Annotated in this window: 14 protein-coding genes, 4 tRNA genes and 1 pseudogene; 6 read left to right on the forward strand and 13 right to left on the reverse strand. The window is 37.4% G+C overall.

All coding sequences use genetic code 11. The annotated features are described in order from the left end of the window. Window positions 1–43 precede the first annotated feature (43 nt). From clpX to RM573_RS03560, 7 genes are all read right to left on the reverse strand, one after another. Entirely contained in the window at window positions 44–1,324 is a 1,281-nt protein-coding gene (gene clpX, locus RM573_RS03530; protein WP_311577282.1) for an ATP-dependent protease ATP-binding subunit ClpX, read from the reverse strand. A 91-nt stretch (window positions 1,325–1,415) separates the two neighbouring features. Continuing rightward, the gene (gene clpP / locus RM573_RS03535) at window positions 1,416–2,015 is read right to left on the reverse strand and encodes an ATP-dependent Clp endopeptidase proteolytic subunit ClpP (RefSeq protein ID WP_432280205.1); all 600 of its coding nucleotides are present in this window, start codon (window positions 2,013–2,015) and stop codon (window positions 1,416–1,418) included. A gap of 127 nt (window positions 2,016–2,142) precedes the next feature. After that, entirely contained in the window at window positions 2,143–3,450 is a 1,308-nt protein-coding gene (gene tig, locus RM573_RS03540) for a trigger factor (protein WP_311577289.1), read from the reverse strand. A gap of 738 nt (window positions 3,451–4,188) precedes the next feature. Further along, window positions 4,189–4,265: transfer RNA gene (locus tag RM573_RS03545), tRNA-Pro, on the reverse strand. A gap of 35 nt (window positions 4,266–4,300) precedes the next feature. After that, window positions 4,301–4,376: transfer RNA gene (locus RM573_RS03550), tRNA-His, on the reverse strand. Between the two features lie 29 nt (window positions 4,377–4,405). After that, window positions 4,406–4,482, reverse strand: a tRNA-Arg gene (locus tag RM573_RS03555). Window positions 4,483–4,530: 48 nt separating this feature from the next. Then, a tRNA-Pro gene (locus RM573_RS03560) sits at window positions 4,531–4,607 on the reverse strand. Between the two features lie 303 nt (window positions 4,608–4,910). Between RM573_RS03560 and folD the strand changes: the two genes are divergently transcribed. After that, window positions 4,911–5,765, forward strand: a complete 855-nt coding sequence (folD, locus tag RM573_RS03565) for a bifunctional methylenetetrahydrofolate dehydrogenase/methenyltetrahydrofolate cyclohydrolase FolD (protein WP_311577292.1) — start codon at window positions 4,911–4,913, stop codon at window positions 5,763–5,765. A gap of 90 nt (window positions 5,766–5,855) precedes the next feature. Here the strand turns inward: folD and cysS are convergent, their stop codons facing one another. Continuing rightward, window positions 5,856–7,250, reverse strand: a complete 1,395-nt coding sequence (cysS, locus tag RM573_RS03570; RefSeq protein ID WP_311577295.1) for a cysteine--tRNA ligase — start codon at window positions 7,248–7,250, stop codon at window positions 5,856–5,858. A gap of 148 nt (window positions 7,251–7,398) precedes the next feature. On the opposite strand from cysS, the gene RM573_RS03575 reads away from it, so the two are divergent. The 3 genes from RM573_RS03575 (at window position 7,399) to RM573_RS03585 (ending at window position 9,994) form a co-directional block, all read left to right on the forward strand. Further along, a complete protein-coding gene (locus RM573_RS03575) occupies window positions 7,399–7,890 on the forward strand; it encodes a peptidylprolyl isomerase (RefSeq protein WP_311577298.1) in 492 nt (163 codons plus the stop codon). A gap of 5 nt (window positions 7,891–7,895) precedes the next feature. Next, window positions 7,896–8,639 carry a UDP-2,3-diacylglucosamine diphosphatase gene (locus tag RM573_RS03580; RefSeq protein WP_311577301.1) on the forward strand — a complete coding sequence of 248 codons (744 nt, stop codon included), beginning with the start codon at window positions 7,896–7,898 and terminating at the stop codon, window positions 8,637–8,639. Between the two features lie 353 nt (window positions 8,640–8,992). Continuing rightward, window positions 8,993–9,994: a GGDEF domain-containing protein gene (locus RM573_RS03585; protein ID WP_311577303.1), complete on the forward strand. Its 1,002-nt coding sequence runs from the start codon at window positions 8,993–8,995 to the stop codon at window positions 9,992–9,994. Between the two features lie 122 nt (window positions 9,995–10,116). Here the strand turns inward: RM573_RS03585 and RM573_RS03590 are convergent, their stop codons facing one another. Next, window positions 10,117–11,985, reverse strand: a complete 1,869-nt coding sequence (locus RM573_RS03590) for a DUF885 domain-containing protein (protein ID WP_311577306.1) — start codon at window positions 11,983–11,985, stop codon at window positions 10,117–10,119. Between the two features lie 111 nt (window positions 11,986–12,096). Beyond that, window positions 12,097–12,732: pseudogene (gene miaE / locus RM573_RS03595) on the reverse strand (tRNA isopentenyl-2-thiomethyl-A-37 hydroxylase MiaE); the annotation flags it as partial. A 96-nt stretch (window positions 12,733–12,828) separates the two neighbouring features. On the opposite strand from miaE (RM573_RS03595), the gene RM573_RS03600 reads away from it, so the two are divergent. Beyond that, on the forward strand, window positions 12,829–14,472 hold the full coding sequence (locus RM573_RS03600) for a recombinase family protein (protein WP_311577309.1): 1,644 nt from the start codon (window positions 12,829–12,831) through the stop codon (window positions 14,470–14,472). A 10-nt stretch (window positions 14,473–14,482) separates the two neighbouring features. On the opposite strand, the gene miaE (RM573_RS03605) is transcribed toward RM573_RS03600, so the two are convergent. Further along, complete coding sequence (miaE, locus tag RM573_RS03605; protein ID WP_311577312.1) at window positions 14,483–15,244, reverse strand: tRNA isopentenyl-2-thiomethyl-A-37 hydroxylase MiaE; 762 nt, start codon at window positions 15,242–15,244, stop codon at window positions 14,483–14,485. Between the two features lie 232 nt (window positions 15,245–15,476). On the opposite strand from miaE (RM573_RS03605), the gene RM573_RS03610 reads away from it, so the two are divergent. After that, window positions 15,477–16,751, forward strand: a complete 1,275-nt coding sequence (locus tag RM573_RS03610; RefSeq protein WP_311577315.1) for an AAA family ATPase — start codon at window positions 15,477–15,479, stop codon at window positions 16,749–16,751. An 88-nt stretch (window positions 16,752–16,839) separates the two neighbouring features. On the opposite strand, the gene RM573_RS03615 is transcribed toward RM573_RS03610, so the two are convergent. Together RM573_RS03615 and RM573_RS03620 are read right to left on the reverse strand one after the other, a co-directional pair. Beyond that, window positions 16,840–17,571, reverse strand: a complete 732-nt coding sequence (locus RM573_RS03615) for a M48 family metallopeptidase (RefSeq protein WP_311577318.1) — start codon at window positions 17,569–17,571, stop codon at window positions 16,840–16,842. 47 nt (window positions 17,572–17,618) lie between these two features. Further along, entirely contained in the window at window positions 17,619–20,660 is a 3,042-nt protein-coding gene (locus RM573_RS03620) for a type I restriction endonuclease subunit R (RefSeq protein WP_311577321.1), read from the reverse strand. Window position 20,661 lies beyond the last annotated feature (1 nt).

The raw sequence follows: 20,661 nt of genomic DNA on the forward strand, positions 1-20,661 counted from the left end.
TCTGGCTCTTTTTATTGCTTACATCTTATTTTAAGGTAAGTGCTTAACTATCTGAGGCTGCTTTATCTTGCGGTGTTTCATAAATAATAATCGGTTTTGATTCACCTTTTATCACCGTTTCGTCAATCACAACTTTTGCAGCATTATCCATCGAAGGTAATTCGTACATTGTATCAAGTAAAACCCCTTCAACAATTGAACGTAAACCACGCGCCCCTGTTTTTCTCACCATGGCTTTATTCGCGATAGCCTGCAAAGCATCTTTTCTAAATTCTAACTCAACATCTTCCATATCAAATAGCGCAGTAAATTGCTTCGTCAGCGCATTTTTAGGCTCTTGTAGAATTTGAATCAATGCATCTTCATCTAATTCGGTTAATGTAGCCACGACGGGTAAACGACCGATGAACTCTGGAATTAAACCATATTTCACTAAATCTTCGGGTTCAACATCTTGAAAACGCTCTGTTAACGTTTTCCCTTGATCTGAAGATTTAACTTCAGCGCCAAAACCAATACCTGTGCCCACATCACAACGTTGCTGAACCACTTTATCTAGGCCAGCAAATGCACCACCACAAATAAATAAGATTTTCGACGTATCAACTTGCAAAAACTCTTGCTGTGGATGCTTGCGACCACCTTGAGGAGGCACGGAAGCAATGGTTCCTTCAATCAATTTTAATAATGCTTGTTGAACACCTTCACCTGAGACATCTCGAGTAATAGATGGATTGTCTGATTTACGCGAAATTTTATCAATCTCATCAATATAAACGATACCACGTTGCGCTTTTTCAACATCGTAATCACATTTTTGTAATAGTTTTTGAATGATGTTTTCAACATCTTCACCGACATAACCCGCTTCGGTTAACGTGGTAGCATCAGCCATAGTAAATGGCACATCAAGTAATCTTGCTAAGGTTTCTGCTAATAAGGTTTTACCGCTACCAGTAGGCCCTATAAGTAAGATATTACTTTTACTTAATTCAATCCCATTGTGTGAGTCACCGTTACGTAAACGTTTATAGTGGTTATACACGGCAACCGCTAAAACTTTTTTCGCGTGATCTTGGCCAATAACGTAATCATCTAAACTGGTTCTGATTTCTACTGGCGTAGGAAGACTTTCTTTTTCTTCCTTGGGTGAAATCTCTTTGATCTCTTCTCTGATAATATCGTTACAAAGTTCAACACATTCATCACAAACAAATACAGACGGGCCTGCAATGAGTTTGCGCACTTCATGTTGGCTTTTGCCACAAAAAGAGCAATACAATAACTTTCCGTTATCACCGTCACCTTTTTTAATATCGGTCATACGGTACCTCTAATCTTAAATTCTAAACACTAATACTGTTAAGTATTTCATAAATTTCACAGATAACAATGTGAAGTAATTATTTTCTTAATTACTTGTCGAGTCTCTGTTCTAATATGGAGTCAACTAATCCATATTCAACAGCACTTTCGGCACTTAAAAAATTATCACGATCGGTATCTTCCGAAACTTTTTTAAGGGGTTGGCCTGTGTGTTCAGCCATTAATTTATTCATTTTTTCTTTGATATAAAGAATTTCTTTGGCATGAATTTCAAAGTCAGATGCTTGCCCTTGAAAGCCACCAAGCGGTTGGTGAATCATCACACGTGCATTTGGTAAACAATAACGTTTGCCTTTTTCACCACCGGATAATAAGAAAGCCCCCATACTGGCCGCTTGACCGATACAAACCGTACTAACGTTCGGACGAATAAATTTCATTGTATCATAAATAGCCATACCCGCAGTGACAGAGCCACCAGGAGAATTGATATATAAATAAATATCTTTTTCTGGACTTTCTGATTCTAAAAACAGCAACTGGGCAACAATTAAGTTGGCCATATGGTCTTCAACTTGACCACATAAGAAAATTACACGTTCTTTTAAAAGACGAGAATATATATCATAAGAACGTTCTCCTTTGGCAGTTTGTTCAACTACCATAGGGACTAATGCGCTTTCAGTGATACTCGTAAGATCTTGAGAATTATTTTGAGAAGTTAACAACTATTTTTCCTTAATATAAAAAAATGGCTCATATGTTTCCATATAAGCCATTTAAGCGATTGCTTAAGCTATTGTCAATGAAAATAGCTTATTTACCTTCAGGATTCATTACATCTTGAAAGCTAGATTTCTTATCTTTTACTTTTGCTGAAGCAATTAATACGTCAACAGCTTGCTCTTCTAAAGCAACGTTTTGCATTTGTTGGTTCATTTCTTTGTTCGTTTTGTAGTACTCAATAACTTCTTGAGGATCTTCATAAGCAGATGCCGCTGATTCAATCAACTCATTTACTTTTGCTTCATCAACTTTCAAGTCATTGGTTTTGATCACTTCACCAAGTAAAAGACCAACTTTTACACGACGTTTAGCTTGCTCTTCAAACATATCGGCTGGAAGTTCAGGCATGTTTTTAGGATCCATTTGACCCGCAAAACGTTGCATCGCTTGTTGACGTAATACATCAACTTCTTGAGCAACTAGAGCGCTAGGTAATTCAACGTCATTAGCTTCAAGTAAACCTTCAATCACTTGATCTTTAACTTTAGCTTTAACTGCTTGGTTTAATTCACGTGTCATGTTTTTCTTCACTTCTTCACGAAGTGCTTCAACACCACCTTCCTCAACACCAAATAATTTAGCAAAATCTTCATCAACTTTAGGTAATACCGGACCTTCAGTTTTGATGATCTTAATATCAAATTCTGCTTCTTTACCTTTAAGGTTTTCAGCATGGTAATCTTCTGGGAAAGTTACTGTAATCGTTTTTTCTTCGCCCACTTTCATGCCAATAATGTCTTTTTCAAAACCTGGTATCATGCGATTTGAACCAAGTTCTAATTCGAACCCTTCAGCTTTACCGCCTTCAAATTCTTCACCGTCAACACGACCTAAGAAATCAATCGTTAATTTGTCGCCTTTCTTAGTTTTACGCTTATTTTCTTTCCACGTTTGATGCTGCTTTTGTAACGTTACAAACATTTCATCTAAATCTTTGTCTGTTACTTCAACCGCTGGACGTTCAACTTTAATTTTCTCAACATCTTTTACTTCTACTTCAGGGTAGATTTCAAACGTTGCTTCAAATTCTAAATCTTTACCATCTTCATTGCTTTTAGCAACAAATTGAGGACGACCGGCAGGATTAATTTTTTCTGCAATGATAGCTTCAACAAAGTTACGTTGCATTACTTCACCAGCAATTTCCTGACGTACAGAAGCGCCGTATCGTTTTTGAATAACTGACGGTGGAACTTTACCAGGGCGGAAACCATTGATTCGTTGCGTTTTAGCAATTTGACGAAGACGGTTTTTCACTTCTACATCAATTTTATTTGCTGGAACAGAAATAGTTAATTTACGTTCCAAACCTTGTGTAGTCTCAACTGAAACTTGCATTTACTTACCTCAATACTTAGCGTTTTGTTACGCTTTCAATAACGCATCTATCTATAGTGAACAATTAATAGAATATTAAATGTCCGCAATCCTTTAGCAATAAAGCTTTAGAACCCGCTTCCTAAATAAAGATGCGAATAAAAGATGTTCAGATTAAAAAATAATGACGCAAAATTATAGCGGTGGTTTCAACAAGAGTCGAGGGGGGAATGCAATTAATTTTCAGAAACCCGTAAAAAAAATCGATATCTCGATAAAAAGATTGAAAAATTATGATATTTTTTCTTTCCTAAGCTTTATATAAGGTATTCGCGTTAGTTGTAAAAGTAGGATGTTTTTATCATCCAGTCTCTGTTTAGTAATTACGGACGTTTCTATACGCATTATCAATTTTTGTAGAAGTGGTCGGTGATGCAAGATGACTTCGTACATTCTGTACTTCGCCCTTCGGGACGCTATGCGTGCAAAATTGTTCCAGACAATTTTGTTGACTTGCTTCGCAAGTTCTCATCTAGAATGGTAAATCTATTGTATTTAATCAGGATAATGTTGAGATAAACTTTGTAGAAGTGGTCGGTGATGCAAGATGACTTCGTACATCCTGTACTTCGCCCTTCGGGACGCTACGCGTGCAAAATTGTTCCAGACAATTTTGTTGACTTGCTTCGCAAGTTCTCATCTAGAATGGCAAATCTATTGTATTTAATCAGGATAATGTTGAGATAAACTTTGTAGAAGTGGTCGGTGATGCAAGATTCGAACTTGCGACCCCTTGGACCCAAACCAAGTGCGCTACCAAGCTGCGCTAATCACCGATATATTCTATTTTTCATCGAAGGTAGAAGAAAAATGGGGTGGCTAATGGGACTTGAACCCACGACAACCGGAATCACAATCCGGGGCTCTACCAACTGAGCTATAGCCACCATAATTTCTTTGGCACGCCTGTGTTATATGGCACGCCCTAAAGGATTCGAACCTTTGACCCACGCCTTAGAAGGGCGTTGCTCTATCCAGCTGAGCTAAGGGCGCACAGTACCTTATAACAGGTTACTTTCAACTTTTTATAAAAAAAGAAAGTGGTCGGTGATGCAAGATTCGAACTTGCGACCCCTTGGACCCAAACCAAGTGCGCTACCAAGCTGCGCTAATCACCGACATTCGTATAATCACAAACTTTAAAACATGCTTGCTTTCAACGGGTGCGGATATTACCTAGTTGGCTGTTCTGCGTCAAACGTTTTTTACAAATAAATGTCCGTTCGCTCACTTTTACAGCAACCTTTACTTATCGTGAAACTATTTGGTTATTATTAATACTAACAACTAAATAATAGACGAATTAACTTTTACCACAAAGATGATAACCAATATCTATAACATATCAAAAAATTCACCTACACCTACGATTGAATTTATGAGAAAATGCGTTGTTTTTTCATATCGACACCTTAGGAATTATGACTGCATCACTTATTGATGGCAAAGCCATCGCTCAACAATTAAGAACTTCGGTTAAAGAAAAAGTTAGTGCACGAGTAGCACAAGGTTTAAGAGCTCCGGGTTTAGCCGTTATTTTAGTCGGTAGTGATCCTGCTTCAGAAGTGTATGTCGGCAGCAAACGTCGCGCTTGTGAAGAAGTAGGTTTTGTTTCTCGGTCTTATGATTTGCCGGCATCTACAACAGAAGCAGAGTTATTAGATCTTGTATCCACATTAAATAATGATGATGAGATTGACGGAATTCTTGTACAACTCCCCCTACCTGTTGGTTTAGATGCAAATTTAGTGATTGAGCATATTGCTCCCAATAAAGATGTTGATGGTTTTCATCCTTCTAATGTTGGCAAGCTTGCCTTGCGTTTACCAGGATTAAGACCTTGTACGCCTAAAGGCATTATGACGTTAATTCAATCAACCGGAGTGAAGCCTCATGGTTTAGACGCTCTAGTCATTGGTGCATCAAATATTGTTGGCCGCCCGATGACCTTAGAATTATTATTGGCTGGTTGCACCATTACTACGACACATCGTTTCACTAAAAACTTAGAAGAAAAAGTACGTAATGCTGATTTAATCGTGGTTGCCGTCGGTAAACCTAAATTCATCCCTGGCGAATGGATAAAAGAAGGTGCAATTGTTATCGATGTCGGTATTAATCGTTTAGACAATGGAAAACTAGTTGGTGATGTTGATTTTGATGTCGCGAAAGAAAGAGCCTCTTTTATTACCCCAGTTCCAGGAGGTGTTGGCCCGATGACAGTAGCTAGCTTAATTGAAAACACGTTAATAGCTTGTGAAAAATTCCATAGTTAGTCGCCGCCACTAAATCTAAATTAACCTCATAAAAAAACCAGCATATTGCTGGTTTTTTATTACTTATAATTAACCTTCAATAAATAATGACTACGCTTTACGCCAGGTGGTTTTTCCTGCGCTGTCTTCTAAAATAACGTTCAACGCTTTTAGTTTATCGCGCGCATCATCAGCGCTAGCCCAATCTTTATTAGCTCTGGCATCATTTCGCTGCTTAATTAAGGCTTCAATTTCTGCAACCTCATCATTATCACCACCGCCTTGAAGAAAGCTAGCAGGATCTAATTGTAGTAATCCTAATAAACCACCTAAACCTTTTAACAATGACGCTAATTCAACAGTATTATCATCTTGATTTTGTTTAGCAACATTCAACTCTTTCGATAACTCAAATAACACGGCTAATGCTTCCGGAGTATTAAAATCATCATCCATTGCCTTACAAAAATTCTTCACATAAGTATTATTTTTATCTAATGCAAAATTTTCAATCACGGAAACATCGCGTAATGCTGTATAAATCCTTTCGACTGACGCACGTGCTTGCTCCAAATTTTCAGTTGAATAATTCAGCTGGCTACGATATTGCCCTGTGGTTAAGAAAAAACGCGTGGTTTCTGGATCATACTTTGACAAAACTTCTCTTATCGTAAAAAAATTATTTAACGATTTAGACATTTTCTCTTGGTCAACCTGCACCATCCCCGTGTGAATCCAATAATTCACGTAAGGGGTATCAAGTGCACAACAACTTTGTGCTACTTCATTTTCGTGATGCGGGAATTGTAAATCTGAGCCACCACCATGAATATCGAAATGTTTACCTAACACTTTGGCATTCATTGCCGAACATTCGATGTGCCAACCGGGACGACCAGCTCCCCATGGAGAATCCCAACTTGGCTCTTCTGGTTTTGCCGATTTCCATAAAACAAAATCCATGGGATTACGTTTTGTTTCATCGACTTCAACACGAGAACCTGATTGTAGTTGCTCTAAATTTTGGCCACTGAGTTTGCCGTAATCTGCATAGCTTGAAACATCAAATAACACATCGCCTTGTTCATTATCGCCAGCAATGTAAGCATGTTTTTTGGCGATTAACGTTTCGATCATTTCAATGATCTCTGGCATATGAGTTGTCACGCGCGGCTCAAGATTAGGGCGAGCCATATTTAATGCATCAAAATCCTCATGCATTGCAGCAATGGTACGTTCAGTTAATTGCTCGGTTGTTTCATTATTTTCAATGGCACGATTGATAATTTTATCTTCAACATCCGTTATATTTCGAATGTAATTAACGTCGTAACCAGAAAAACGCAAATAACGGGCAATATTATCAAAACTAATATAAGTTCTCGCGTGACCAATATGACATAAGTCATAAACAGTACAACCACAAACATACAAACCTACTTTACCGGGTAGAATTGGTGTAAAAACTTCCTTTTTACGGGTTAAAGTATTGTATATCTGTAACATGAGGTTGTCTGACTCCGAATTGAAAAGAATAATATGAGATAAAATTTTCGATAATTGTACCCGAACTATTAACTATGGTCATCACTTCCCTTTACAGATTCTTGCTTTAGGTTACAATTCTCACATTATTTCTTATGAGTACATTAAAATGATCACATTTAAAACGACACTAGGTGATATCAAAATTGAATTAGATTTTGACAAAGCCCCTAACACCGCTAAAAACTTTCAACAATATGCTGAAGATGGCTTTTACAACGGCACTATTTTCCATAGAGTGATCAAAGGCTTTATGGCGCAAGGCGGTGGGTTTTCATCAGGTATGGGCGAAAAAGAAACCCGTGAATCGATTGAGAACGAAGCAAGTAATGGTTTAAGCAATAAACGTGGTACGTTAGCGATGGCTCGTACACAAGATCCACATTCAGCATCGGCTCAATTTTTTATAAACTTAGTGGATAATAACTTTTTAGATTTTAAAAACGAGTCTGTACAAGGTTGGGGTTACTGTGTTTTTGGTGAAGTGGTAGAAGGCATGGATATCGTTGATAAAATGACCTTAGTTGATACTGGTCGTTTAGGTCATCATGATGACGTACCAAAAGAAGAAATTCTGATTGAAAGCACGATTGTAGAATAAGTATCATGACAACACCTGATAAATCAGCCGTGACTTATTTCATAGCTGATTTACATTTAGCACAAAACAGGCCTGATATTACGGCCTGTTTTTTATCATTTTTAAAAAACGAAGCGGTAAACGCTGAAGCTTTATATATTCTCGGCGATTTATTTGAATATTGGATTGGCGATGATGATACGAGCGATTTTATTCATGAAATTGCTGCCGCCCTAAAAAGCCTTGCCGATAAAAATATTCCTATTTTTTACATACATGGTAATCGCGATTTCTTGTTAGGAAAACGCTACGCGAAAATGTCAGGCATGACGCTTTTACCGGAAGTCGCTTTAATCGATTTATATGGTGAACCCGTAGTTATCATGCATGGTGATACTTTATGCACACGAGATGTCGACTATCAAGCATTTCGAAGAAAGTCCCGTTCATGGTGGTGGCAAGCAATCATTAAAAGTTTACCCTTGTTTGTGCGAAGAAAAATAGCAGAAAACTACCGTTCGCAAAGCGCTGCCGCTACCGCGATAAAATCACAAGATATTATGGATGTTACTGAATCAGAAGTAGTGACATGCCTAGAGCAATATCAATCTCAAGTGTTGATCCATGGACATACCCACCGACCTGACACGCATCAACTAACCGCTAATAGTCTCCCAGCTCAAAGAATTGTTCTTGGTGATTGGTACGAACAAGGGGCTTGGCTTAAAGTAACACCTCAAAAAAAAGAACTGTTGTATAACCCATTATAAAGACGAAATGATTCACAATAAGGCGTATCCTGTTGTACATACAACCTAAACGCACAAGCTTTTCATTTTTATACAAAAGTATAATTTACCTAACGACAAAATTCATCTAGACTATAAAAATGCTATTAGTAAGTTAGTGAGTTGTTAAAAATTAATTAATAGCAAAACGAGTATATAAGGAAGTTACGCTCATACTTAGCATTACTCATAGTATCCATTCTTCCTTACCAACAATGTAAATGATCCGTTCAATCATTTTTATAGAGTTTGGTTGTCGCTTATCAATGTTAACTGTTATCGGTAATAATTTTATCGTTTGTTGCCAAAGTTAGAGTTATTTTTAAGGAAGAGAAATGAATACTCAAGATACTTATCCCTCTGCTGTCAAACTTAGTGAAGAAACAATTAAGTTCCTCAGTAATTATGAAGTGGCGCCTACACCAATAAATTTTTCAGTCATTTATTATTATTTATCGAAAAAAGATGAAAAAATGAATCTTTTACTTGATGAATATATCAGTTGGAATGGCTCATTAGACGCCGTATTTATTGAATCAATCTTTCTCGAGTTTTTTTCAAATTCTGAAGATGTTGAAAAAGTATTTTTTACCCCTTTTGAAAACACTTTAACATCTACAATAGAACAGTTAGAGCGCCAAGCGATAAATGGCGAACAAATCACCAAAAATTTCAAAAAAGCGGATCGCGTACTCGCAAATTCTGATCAAGCCAATTCATTAAAACCGCTAGTGAATTTTATCAATTCCACTTTAATAGATTCCCAACAACAGCATAGCGAGCTGGCCTGTGAGCTTGAAAAAACTTATAAGCAAGTGAATCAATTGAAGTCACAATTAAAAGCCTCTCGAGAAGAAGCCATGCGAGACTCACTTACGGGGTTATACAATCGTCGAGGCTGCGAAGAAAAACTGAAAGATTTAACACTTGAAAGCACACATAGTTCTGTTTCAATTGATATTGATCATTTCAAGAAATTCAATGATGATTTCGGGCATACTATTGGTGATAAAGTCATTCAAAGAGTTGCCACTACCATTGAAGAACATATTAGTGCAGATGACTTTGCTGTGCGCTTTGGTGGTGAAGAGTTTATGGTGGTATTAGCTAATAAAACTAAAGAAGAAGCTAGAAACATTGCCGAGAAAATTCGAATTGCTATTACAAATTTAAAATTAAAGAAGAAAAATTCGAATACCTATTTACCCTCTATTTCCATCTCAGCTGGTATCGCTGAATATCAAGAATATCAAAATTGGAAGTCAGTATTTGAAGTGGCTGATTCTGCGCTCTATCAAGCGAAACACGCGGGAAGAAACTGTTGTGTAGTTTTATAGGTGTTAATGCAAAACACGGTTAATTATCGCAACAAAAAAGTCAGCAATTAAGCTGACTTTTTTACATTTAGCTATGAAATCACAAGTAATCGTATGATTCATTTACCAAGTTAACAATAAAATCAGCTTGTTTTCATGCTATCGATCCAATTGGAAACACGTAGCTCCAATGCCGATAATGGCATAGCTCCACCACCTAACACCGTATCGTGAAATCCTCTGATATCGAACTTATCACCTAACGTTTTTTCAGCAATCGCTCTTAATTCCATTATTTTTAACATACCAATTTTATAGGACGTTGCTTGGCCCGGCAGAACAAGATAACGTCTTACCTCAGAAATAATCGCTTCTTCTGCAATGGGTGTTTTCTCTTTAAAATAATTAACGGCTTGCTCTTCTGTCCAACCTTTGGCATGTAAGCCCGTATCAACAACTAACCTTACCGCACGCCACATTTCATTGACTAATCGGCCAAAATCAGAATAAGGGTCTTGATAGCCGCCCATTTCTTTTGCTAACAGCTCAGCATACAACCCCCAGCCTTCACTATAAGCAGTAAAGTTAGCTTGTGTTCTAAATTGCGGCACAGATGTTAATTCTTGAGCAATAGAAACTTGCATATGGTGTCCTGGGTTCCCCTCATGATATGCCACACCTTCCATTTCATTCTTTGGCATGGCACTCATGTCTGATAAGTGCGCGTAATAAACGCCGGGACGAGAACCATCAGGTGTGCCAGGGAAATAATGTTGAGCGGCTCCGTCTTGCTCTCTAAATGCTTCAACACGTTTAACCACTAAATCAGCTTTAGGCAAAATACCAAAGAATTTAGGAAGCTGCTTATTAATTTCATTTAAGTGTGCTTCTGTTTCACTGATATACCCCATCCTTCCTTCATCGGTATTTGAGAAGAAAAATTGTTCATCGGTTTTGATAAAAGTAAAAAATGCTTGTAAGTCACCTTCAAAAGCTACTTTGTCTTTAATTGCATTCATTTCAGTTGTAATACGAGCAACTTCTGAGAGCCCTAAACTATGAATTTCATCAGAAGTTAAGTCGGTCGTCGTTGAAGCTTTTAACATGAAATTATAAAAGTCATCACCATTAGGCTGACTCGACACCCCTTTTGCGATAGCATCGGTATTAGCTATATCTTTTTTGAACCAAGCAATAAGTGCTTGATAACTTGGCAAGAAACTATTATTTAATGCTGATTTTGCTTGCTCTTTAAGTTCTGCAGCACGTTTATCATCTATCTTGTTACTAGCAACTAAACTAGCAATTTTTCTTTGCGCATCAGCCCATAAAGGCACATCATTATCACTTTCGACAAAAGGTGCACCATCAATTAAATTATTTGATTGCTCAATGACTCCTTGATAGGCAAAACGAGGAGGCCTAACACCTTGACTAGCATTGACTTTAGCTCGAGACAATAATTGTTCAATTGCCTTGGCCACGCCAGATATACGCTTATTATACGCAATCATATCTTGTTCATTTTCTACCTTATGAAAATTGATCAGAAATTGTGCGGCAAATGCTTGAATACCATTAAACTGGGTGAATATATATTGATTATGATTGTATTTCTGACCCGCTAACGCTTGCTCATATTGGTGTACCCAAACGCCATAAGAAGTTTTAGCTTCATCATCTAACTTTTCAAAATCAAACTGACTTTTTAAATCTTTTACCGTTTGTGCTTGCCACTCTAGTTGCTTTTTTTCTGCCGCTTCTGACATATCATCAACTTGATCATACTTTTCTTTTCGCCCTAAAAACGTCAACATCATTGGGCTCATTTGCAAACTTTCTTCATATTTAACGGCAAACCATTCATTTAAACGTTCACTTTCCGAAAGCGAAACTTCCTCAATGCTTGATATTTCCTTGGCAGTTGAAGCTTTGCTAGTGTCTTGTGAGGTAGAATTAGGCTGGCAGGCTGTTAAGAGACCTAATGCAACTAAGGTTAGTGCTATTTTCATGTATTCATTCCCTATTTTATTTTTATATCAGCGGTAAAAAGGCAAGTGGTTCTGTTCAATCCTTTAAGATAATAAACAGAACTGAGAAAAAATGCGAACATGTGGCAAAGTTCAAGCAGGTGAACCACTATGAAACTTAAAATCATTGTCTGGAGAAGAAATTAAATCGGCTTCTATTTCCGCAAAAAATTGTATGCGTTCAGAAATATCTTGTCCTGATATTTCTTCTGCTAAAGTTAAATAATCTTGATAATGTCTTGCTTCACTGCGCAATAAAGAGAGATAAAAATCTCCTAATCGTTTATCAACATGCGGTGCTAACATTGCAAACCGCTCACAAGAACGCGCTTCGATAAAAGCGCCGACGATTAACTTGTCAACTAATGCGTCAGGCTCAAAAGTTTTCACATTGCGCAGCATGCCTTTTGCGTAGCGACATGGCGTAATACTTCTATATTCAACACCATACTCATCCATAATTTCTAACACTTGATAAAAATGATGTAACTCTTCTTTGATTAACACCACCATTTTATCGATGAGATCTTGACCGTATTTTGAATCTGACTTTGGGATCACCGCTTTGGTTAATTTGTTTTTCAATGGTAATTCCCGCCAATCCCCTTCCCGTTTATAAATAAACGTCTCAAAAGGTTCAAGCCACGCTAACAAGGCGTTCGCACTTTCTTTATCAACCGCATATTTACGAATTAAAAACATTGCACTTTGCGCAGCCTTTAACTCACAAAATGTTTATATGTGCATACACCTAATTTCACCCTAAAACTAACATCGCGTTTTTTTATGATAAGTTAATCGTAACTAAACAAGGAGGTTATACCAATGACACAGACAAAAAAAGCATACCTATATCAACGATTCAGCTCAGACAGACAAAAGGACAATAGCTCGTTATACAGACAAACAGAAGCTCAGGAAGCTTGGTTATCTAGACACCCTGACGTTATTGTTGAGGAACGACTTATTGATGAAGCTCTATCTGGATTCAAAGGTCATCATCTAGAAAAAGGGGCGCTTGGTAGACTTGTTGAACAAATCGAAAAAGGAAATATTGAGAAAGGCTCACTCATTTTAGTAGAACATTTCTCTCGATTAACTCGTCAAAATATCGATAAAGCAGAAGAGCTTATCAGGAAGATATGGGATGCCAATATCACAATTGTTACCGTCAGATGTGGTAGTGAGTATCCCCCATCGTCAATTAATGATATGGCAACAAGGATTAAACTGATTGTTGAGATAGAAGCGGCTTATAAAGATTCAAAATGGCGTAGCGATAAGGCTAAAGCAAGTCATGCTAAAAAACGTGTTGAAGCCTCGAAAGGAGTAACTCCTAGAATAAGGAAGCATTTTTGGTTGGACACTGAAGGAAAGCTTAATCAATTTAGTGTTGCTGTAAAAGATATGTTCACGCTTTATTTAGAAGGAAAGGGACAAACCCTGATCCTTAGAACATTACAGCATAAATACCCTGATTTTGAGCCAATCCAAAAGATGCAGGCAACTACCGTCATTCGTTGCATCAAGAGTATGAGTTGTATCGGATTATGGCGTGGAAACAAGGTATTTGAACGTGCCGTATCTGATGAAATATTCTATCAAGCACAAAAAACAAATAGGGAACGTTTATTCAAGAACGTTCAACCTGACCGACACTGGCCTTTGAGTGGCCTAATTGAATGTGGACATTGTGGCAAAGGGATGTCTATTCAACAGTCTGGGAAAAGTTTACCGCTTCTTAGATGCAGTAATAAGCAAAGAAAGGGCAAAGATAAATCAGGATGTGATGCCGCAGCCACATTTCCATACTCAATCGCAGATCATTATTTTTCATACTATGTATATCATCAAGTATTGAGCGAGTTAACTATCAAAAACAAAGATGATGAAGCTAACAACTCATTGAATAAATTGGAGGAGTTGTTGAAACAAGAAAAATTAAAATTTAGCAAAGCTCGTAAACAGTATGATCACTATAACAAAAATGGTGATGAGCTTGAGGTCATGCTTGATTTAATGCAATCATCGTCAAGAAAAATTAAGGAAATGGAGGCTGAAATTCGTAAAATCAAAGCCCAAGTAGATACTGGCTTTAACATGGAAATTTCTAAAGAAATATTTAAACTTTCGAATGATCCGATCAAGCTAAATATTGCTCTACATAAGATTGGCTTTAAAATCACTTTGAAAAATGATGAGCTTTCATACAAAGGAGTTCGAACACTTAAATATAAAGGCTACTCAAGAAAGCTCTGTCAATATCGCTACCAAATCAATGGTTGCACACAGCTATTGCCAACTGAAGGACTAACGGCTGAAAAGCTTTTAGTTAAATCTCGCACAGTTGATAAAAGGGCTGAAGGCTTTCTTGAAAAATTGCAGGATCTTTATGTCGACTCGATTGAGAGCATTAAGAAAGGTGGAAATGTAACAGTCGCTGACACTTTCAAAATGCTTGCTCAGTAAAAGCAAACATTCAATTACTTGGTACACCACTATGAAACTTAAAGTCTTCATCTGGTGTACTAATTAATTCAGCTTCAACTTTACCAAAAAGTTCAACCTTTTCAGTAATATCAACATCTGAAATGGATTGCGCCAATTCTAAATAATCTTGATAATGACGAGCTTCTGAGCGTAATAGGGAAATATAAAACTCGCCTAGTTTTTTATCGACATGAGGTGCTAATTTAGCAAAACGTTCACAAGACCTAGCCTCAATATATGCTCCGCATATAAGCTTATCGATCAATGTATCTGGTTCATGTGTTTTAACATGTTTAAGCATCCCTTTCGCATATCTTGATGGTGCTATACTTTGATACTCAACACTATAATAATCCATCATTTCTAAAACTTGATAAAAATGATGCAATTCTTCTTTAATAAGCAAAACCATTTTATCAATCAGTTCTTGTCCATAAGGTGAAGTAGGTTTAGGGATAATAGATTTAGTTAATTTATTCCTTGCAGCAAGATCTCGCCAATTCCCTTCACGTTTGTAAATAAACTGCTCAAATGGTTGTAACCATTCTAATAAGGCATCACCACTTTCTTTATCAACTGCATATTTACGAATTAAGTACATTGCACTCTGCGAAGCTTTCAATTCACATATTAAGTGGTCCAAAAGCAACATTGAAAAATTTTCAGGTTTAACGGCTTCCTGCACCCACTCTTTTGGTGTATTGCATTTTAGGAAGTCCAAAATAGGAGCTAATAATGTCGAATCTTGCACAGAAGTATCACTCAAAATAAATTTAAGTGAATGTTACCACATAGATCTATTTAGGTAGGAAGAAAATGCTAATTCAAGTAATAAAAAGCAAAAGTTTTAAATTATTTTTCATATATATTCAGATAGTTAAATTAAAAACACAAAAAATACAGGGTAAATAGAAAAATAAAAATTGCTTTGCCTTTAAATGAGTCACAATAAGGTACGTCGAATTTAATGAAGGAGCGACGTTATGATGGAAGTTACAGGGAAATCACATACAACAAAGGCCACGAAAAGGAATTTTAGGCAAATGAGTTTTGAGCTCATATTTTCAGATAATGACAAGCCTACCTCCACAAGAAAAAAACTCAGCTCAACTGAAATATCAACTCAAAATGAACAATCCATGCTCAATAGCAACAGAGAAGCTGGTAAACTTATTCATCCTGAGAATAAATCATGTAACATTAGCAAATCCAACAGGAAGCTTCTTCTTGATAAAATAAGAAAATTTATCTCCTACGGGCATGAAGGCTATGAACACTCAACTTCTTGGCTCGTGCAAAGAATCCTACCAGCACAATCTATTGGATTCTTGATTGGTGACTCACAATCATTTAAATCATTTATTTCTGTGGCAGTTGCAGCATGCATTGCTACAGGAAGAAACTTTGGAGATCTAAAGGTTCCAAAGCAAAAGTTGGTTTTTTTAATAGCCGCGGAAGGTGGAGGAAGCATACCAAAGCGAATAAAAGCTGAATCAGAAAAATATGGTGAAGTTGGTGAGCAACTTATTGTTATTCAAAGACCGATCAACCTAAAACTAGCTGACGAAGCTCAAATGTTATCCGCTTTAATTTCTGAAGAGGAGGATAGGCAAGGCCTCAAAGCAGGCTTAGTTATTCTTGATACTTATTCTCAATGCGTAGCGGGAATGGATGAAAACAGTGCGGCAGACGTTGCTGTGTATTTAAATGCTTGTACTGACTTTTCAACAAAGCACAACGTAACTATTTTAAATGTACATCATAATAATAGAGGTGGGAGCTACCGAGGAAGTGGTGCTCTTTTTGCGAATTCTGACTTTATACTTATTGCTAAACGAAATGAAAAATTGCAGTTGAAAACCACTATTTCAATCGACAAGCACAAAGATGCTTCAACTGAGTACTTTTTTGAGATGTCCCTTGAGAAACATGATTTGGGATTATTTGATGAATTCGGTGAAAAAATAGATACTCTTTCCATATCCAGACCGAGTGTTTCCGAAGGTAAAAAACCTACTCCCCCCAAGAAGCTATCAAAAGGGCAGCAAAACGCAGATTGGTTGCTAGCCCAATTATCTTCAGCGCAAACTAAAAATATGCCTCAAACCGATCTGATTGAAATGTTTATGAAAACATTTAATCAAGATAAAGATGCAAGTAAACAAGCTATCTACCGAGCTGTTAAGGTACTTTCTGAGAAAAATTTGGTAGCGACAAAGGTAAACGGGAAGTCGAAACAGGTTTTTCTAGTTACCTAATAACCATAATTATAAAAACAGAAACAGAAACCCCCACGTCTATAGACGTGGGGGTTTCTGTTTCTGTTTTTGAGCTGTATGCTAATAATTACAACGATAAGCTATCACCTTGTTGTTTCAACCAATCTTTACACTCAGCATAATTTGGCATGATACGTTCAACTTCTCGCCAAAATTTAGGTGAATGGTCATGGTGAATTAAATGGCAAAGCTCATGAAGCACCACATAATCAACAATACGGTTTGGAGCCATAATAATTTTCCAGTTGAAAGTTATATCACCTTCAACGCTGCAACTTCCCCAACGGCTTTTATACGTTTTTAAACCAACAGAGTTAAATTTAACGCCCATCATTTTACTGTAACGTTTTGCTTTCTCGTTAAATTTGAGTTCTGCATGTTGCTTATACCAACTAAGCAGTGAATCTTGAATTAAGTCTGGATTATCTGCGCCAGCACGTAAGGTGATAGTAAATCGTCCGTGACTGAGTTTTATTGGTTGGTAATTACCACGATGCACCTTTAAACGATAGTTACGTCCAAGGTATGAAAAGCTCTCGCCTGATACAAACTGCTTTGTGCTTTTAGGTTGAGCTTCACGATGCAGTGCTATTTTTTCTTTAATCCAGCGGTTCTTATCTTTAAGCAATTTGGTTATACGTTCATGCTCTAATTGGCGAGGCACAACTACGCAAACCTTACCTTGTTCCACAGTAATAGTAGCTGACTTAGTGCGGTTGGTGCGTTTAATCTCAGCAACAATGCCATTGCTGTCGATGTATTCACTTACTTTGGATGTAACCTGATTTGTTGGTGACATTTATTTACTACTCAAAATTAGCACACTAAAAATTAACATACTCAGACCTAACGCTTGTTAAATTTAGTTTTGCCAAGTTCCATAAAACGCTCTTGAACAACCTTAACTAAGCTAGGTTCACCAAATGATTGGTCAACAATGGCGCGTTTAATTTCTTTCTTCATTCGTTTAACTTCATCTTGCTTGTTAAAGAAATCAACAATTTCAGTGGCTTCATCAAAGGTGTTAACTAAGGTTTGTGTGGTACTTTTCACTTCTTCCATAACGCTATCGTCAACCACATAATCACCAGAACTTTCGGCAACTTGTGATACTTCAGCAGTTAGGATGTTATAAAACGCATATTCAGTTTCAGATAAACCAACGTCTTGTGCTGCTTGTTGATGCTCACCTTCAATGTTATCTACCATCTCTAGCAACAGCTCTAGCTGACGTTCCCAATTACCAGCGTTTTTAACAATAATATCTCGAAGTCTTAAACTAAGTGACTTGTAGTATTCAGGGTCTTCTTCAAGGTTAACGGTAATATGGTGCTTAATAGCACTTTCAACTTCAGACGCTTTTGATTCGGTTGATTTAACTTCTTTCAGTTTTTCTTTAAAGTTAGCCGCTAACAAATCAACAGGCGGTATTTTAGGGTCTACACCTGTGCTGATAATATGTTCATCAACTAACTGACGAACCTTTTCACCAACACCTGATAAATCTAAACCTTCTTCACGATAACGTACTCTAGCAGCGTTTAGCACTTTGCCTAAAAAGGTTAAGTCTTTAACGAATGGTGAAGCTGCTTTGTCTGGCAAAATTACATTCATTTGTTTCGCAAAGCGTTTAAAGGCAATTTCAAACTGTGCTCTTATATCTTCGTCTTTTAACGCCAACACATAGTCATCAACATCAGTGCTTGGTTTACCATTTACTAGTACTTCTTTAAAAAAGCTCATGGCAACGGTATGAGTGGCTTTTAGCTTAGGTATTTCATCTTTAAGCGATTGAATTGTGCCTTCAACATCATCACTGGTGAACATATCCAGTGCATCAGTTAAGTGCTGAGACAAGCCATAATAATCAACGACAAAACCACATGTTTTACCTTTGTATGTGCGGTTAACACGCGCTATGGCTTGCATAAGCGTATGGTCTTGCAGTTTTCGGTCTATATACATAACTTGAGCTACGGGAGAGTCGAAACCTGTGAGCAGCATATCTTTTACGATTAAGAACGCGGTTGGATTCTCACTTAATGGTTTAGGGAAATCATCAATCGCTTTTTTCTGAGCGACTTTATCGGTGTACCTAGCTAAATAGGCTTCATCATTATGATCGCCCGAAATAATCACCTCTGACGGTGGCGCACCTAATTCATCAAGTGTTTGCTTGTATAGTGCAGCAGCATGGCGGCTACCTGTAACTATCATGGCTTTAAAACCATCGGGTTGAATATGCTCTCGGTAATGTTTTAATAAATCTATACAAACCCAACGGATACGCGCTGGTGCTTCACGCACCGCACGTTCAACGCCATATTTCTTCTTAATTTCACGCTGTTCTTCTTTGGTGTAATCAGAAAAGTACTCTTCAAATAATGAATCAAGTGATTGACTGGAAACATCGGTAATCACTTCTCTGCCTTCGTACAAAATAGGTACTGTTGCGCCATCTTCTACGGCTTCATTAATTTTGTACTGGTCGATATAGCCACCAAAGGCTTGCCCCATTTTTTGGGTTTTAAGTAATGGGGTTCCTGTAAAACCAATTTTGGGTGCGTTAGGTAAAGCAGCATTAATAACCATAGCCAAACCACCGAATTGAGTACGGTGAGCTTCATCGGCAAGTACTATAATTTTTTCGCTTGGATTTAAGTCGGTGAAAGCTTTATCTAAGCCACCGTTAGCAGCTTCTTTCTCAGCATCTTGGAATTTTTGCACCATAGCCGTTACTAAATCAGATGAGTCTTTTTTTAGTAACTCACGAAGTTTTGCTACTGATGAAGCGTTATATACGGTTTCACCTTGAGCATCACGAAAGGTTGATGATAGCTGCTCATCAAGTTGAGTGCGGTCAGTAATGAATACCAGTTTATATTGCTGAAGCTCAGGGTCTCTTCGCATTTTAACGGCAAGCATAACCATAGTAAGTGACTTACCTGAGCCTTGGGTATGCCAAACAACGCCTGATTTATCCTTTCGAGTTTCACCCGTTTTTAAGCGTTCAATAACTTTGTTTACCGCTCGGTATTGCTGATAGCGCGCCACCTTTTTAATTAATCTGCCATCAACGGTTTCATAAATAACAAAATTTTGCAGTAAATCTAAAAAGCCAACTTTGTTGAACATGCCAGCCAGTAAGCGTTGTTGTGCGGTTGTGTCTTCGCCAGCTAAATCATCATCGGTATACGGATAAGCATCTTTCCAGTCACCATAATGCTGTGAGCTTGAACTAATAGTGCCGACTTTGGCTTGGTCGCGACAGCTAGAAACCATCAACTGGTTATACCAAAACAGCTTTTCAGCACCTTCATCATCATGTGGATGGCGTAGATTAGCGTAACGTCTTAATTGGTTGATGCCCTCACTCATAGGGCTAGTAATGTAAGGCGATTTACATTCAATAATTGCCAGCGGCAAACCATTAACAAAACAAACGATATCGGGAATTATTTTTTGATTAGCCCCTTCAACTTTAAATTGGTTCGTGCAAACAAATTCATTATTTTCTAAATTATCAAAATCAATAATTTTAACGGTTTGCCCTTTACGACCTTTACCTAAGTCTTGCTCTACTGATTGATAGTTAACTAAAGTTTGATAAATTGCGTGGTTGTATTCCATTAAACCAGCAAAATTAGGATGGGTTAATTCACGAGAAACCTTCTTTAAGTTTTCATCGCTGATCCAAGGATTAATGCGCTTAATAGCGGAATTTAACTGTTCAACCAACACGACATCACGCAAATAAGCTCGTGCGCCTGAGCCTTCAGCGTGTAAAGAGTCGGGGTTAAGCTCGGCTCCATGAATATATGTCCAACCTAACTCTTTAAGTTGCTCAATTGCTGGTAGCTCTACCTTGTTTAACTCATCCTGATTCATT

This window comes from Thalassotalea castellviae (assembly GCF_031846185.1).
GTDB classification, from domain to species: Bacteria; Pseudomonadota; Gammaproteobacteria; order Enterobacterales; family Alteromonadaceae; genus Thalassotalea_H; species Thalassotalea_H castellviae.

Coding starts and splice junctions, on each gene's coding strand:
- RM573_RS03620 (WP_311577321.1), bottom strand. CDS start 20,660: ATGAATCAGGATGAGTTAAACAAGGTAGAGCTACCAGCAATTGAGCAA.
- RM573_RS03575 (WP_311577298.1), top strand. CDS start 7,399: ATGATCACATTTAAAACGACACTAGGTGATATCAAAATTGAATTAGAT.
- RM573_RS03590 (WP_311577306.1), bottom strand. CDS start 11,985: ATGAAAATAGCACTAACCTTAGTTGCATTAGGTCTCTTAACAGCCTGC.
- RM573_RS03585 (WP_311577303.1), top strand. CDS start 8,993: ATGAATACTCAAGATACTTATCCCTCTGCTGTCAAACTTAGTGAAGAA.
- RM573_RS03600 (WP_311577309.1), top strand. CDS start 12,829: ATGACACAGACAAAAAAAGCATACCTATATCAACGATTCAGCTCAGAC.
- tig (WP_311577289.1), bottom strand. CDS start 3,450: ATGCAAGTTTCAGTTGAGACTACACAAGGTTTGGAACGTAAATTAACT.
- RM573_RS03580 (WP_311577301.1), top strand. CDS start 7,896: ATGACAACACCTGATAAATCAGCCGTGACTTATTTCATAGCTGATTTA.
- cysS (WP_311577295.1), bottom strand. CDS start 7,250: ATGTTACAGATATACAATACTTTAACCCGTAAAAAGGAAGTTTTTACA.
- RM573_RS03610 (WP_311577315.1), top strand. CDS start 15,477: ATGATGGAAGTTACAGGGAAATCACATACAACAAAGGCCACGAAAAGG.
- RM573_RS03615 (WP_311577318.1), bottom strand. CDS start 17,571: ATGTCACCAACAAATCAGGTTACATCCAAAGTAAGTGAATACATCGAC.
- folD (WP_311577292.1), top strand. CDS start 4,911: ATGACTGCATCACTTATTGATGGCAAAGCCATCGCTCAACAATTAAGA.
- clpX (WP_311577282.1), bottom strand. CDS start 1,324: ATGACCGATATTAAAAAAGGTGACGGTGATAACGGAAAGTTATTGTAT.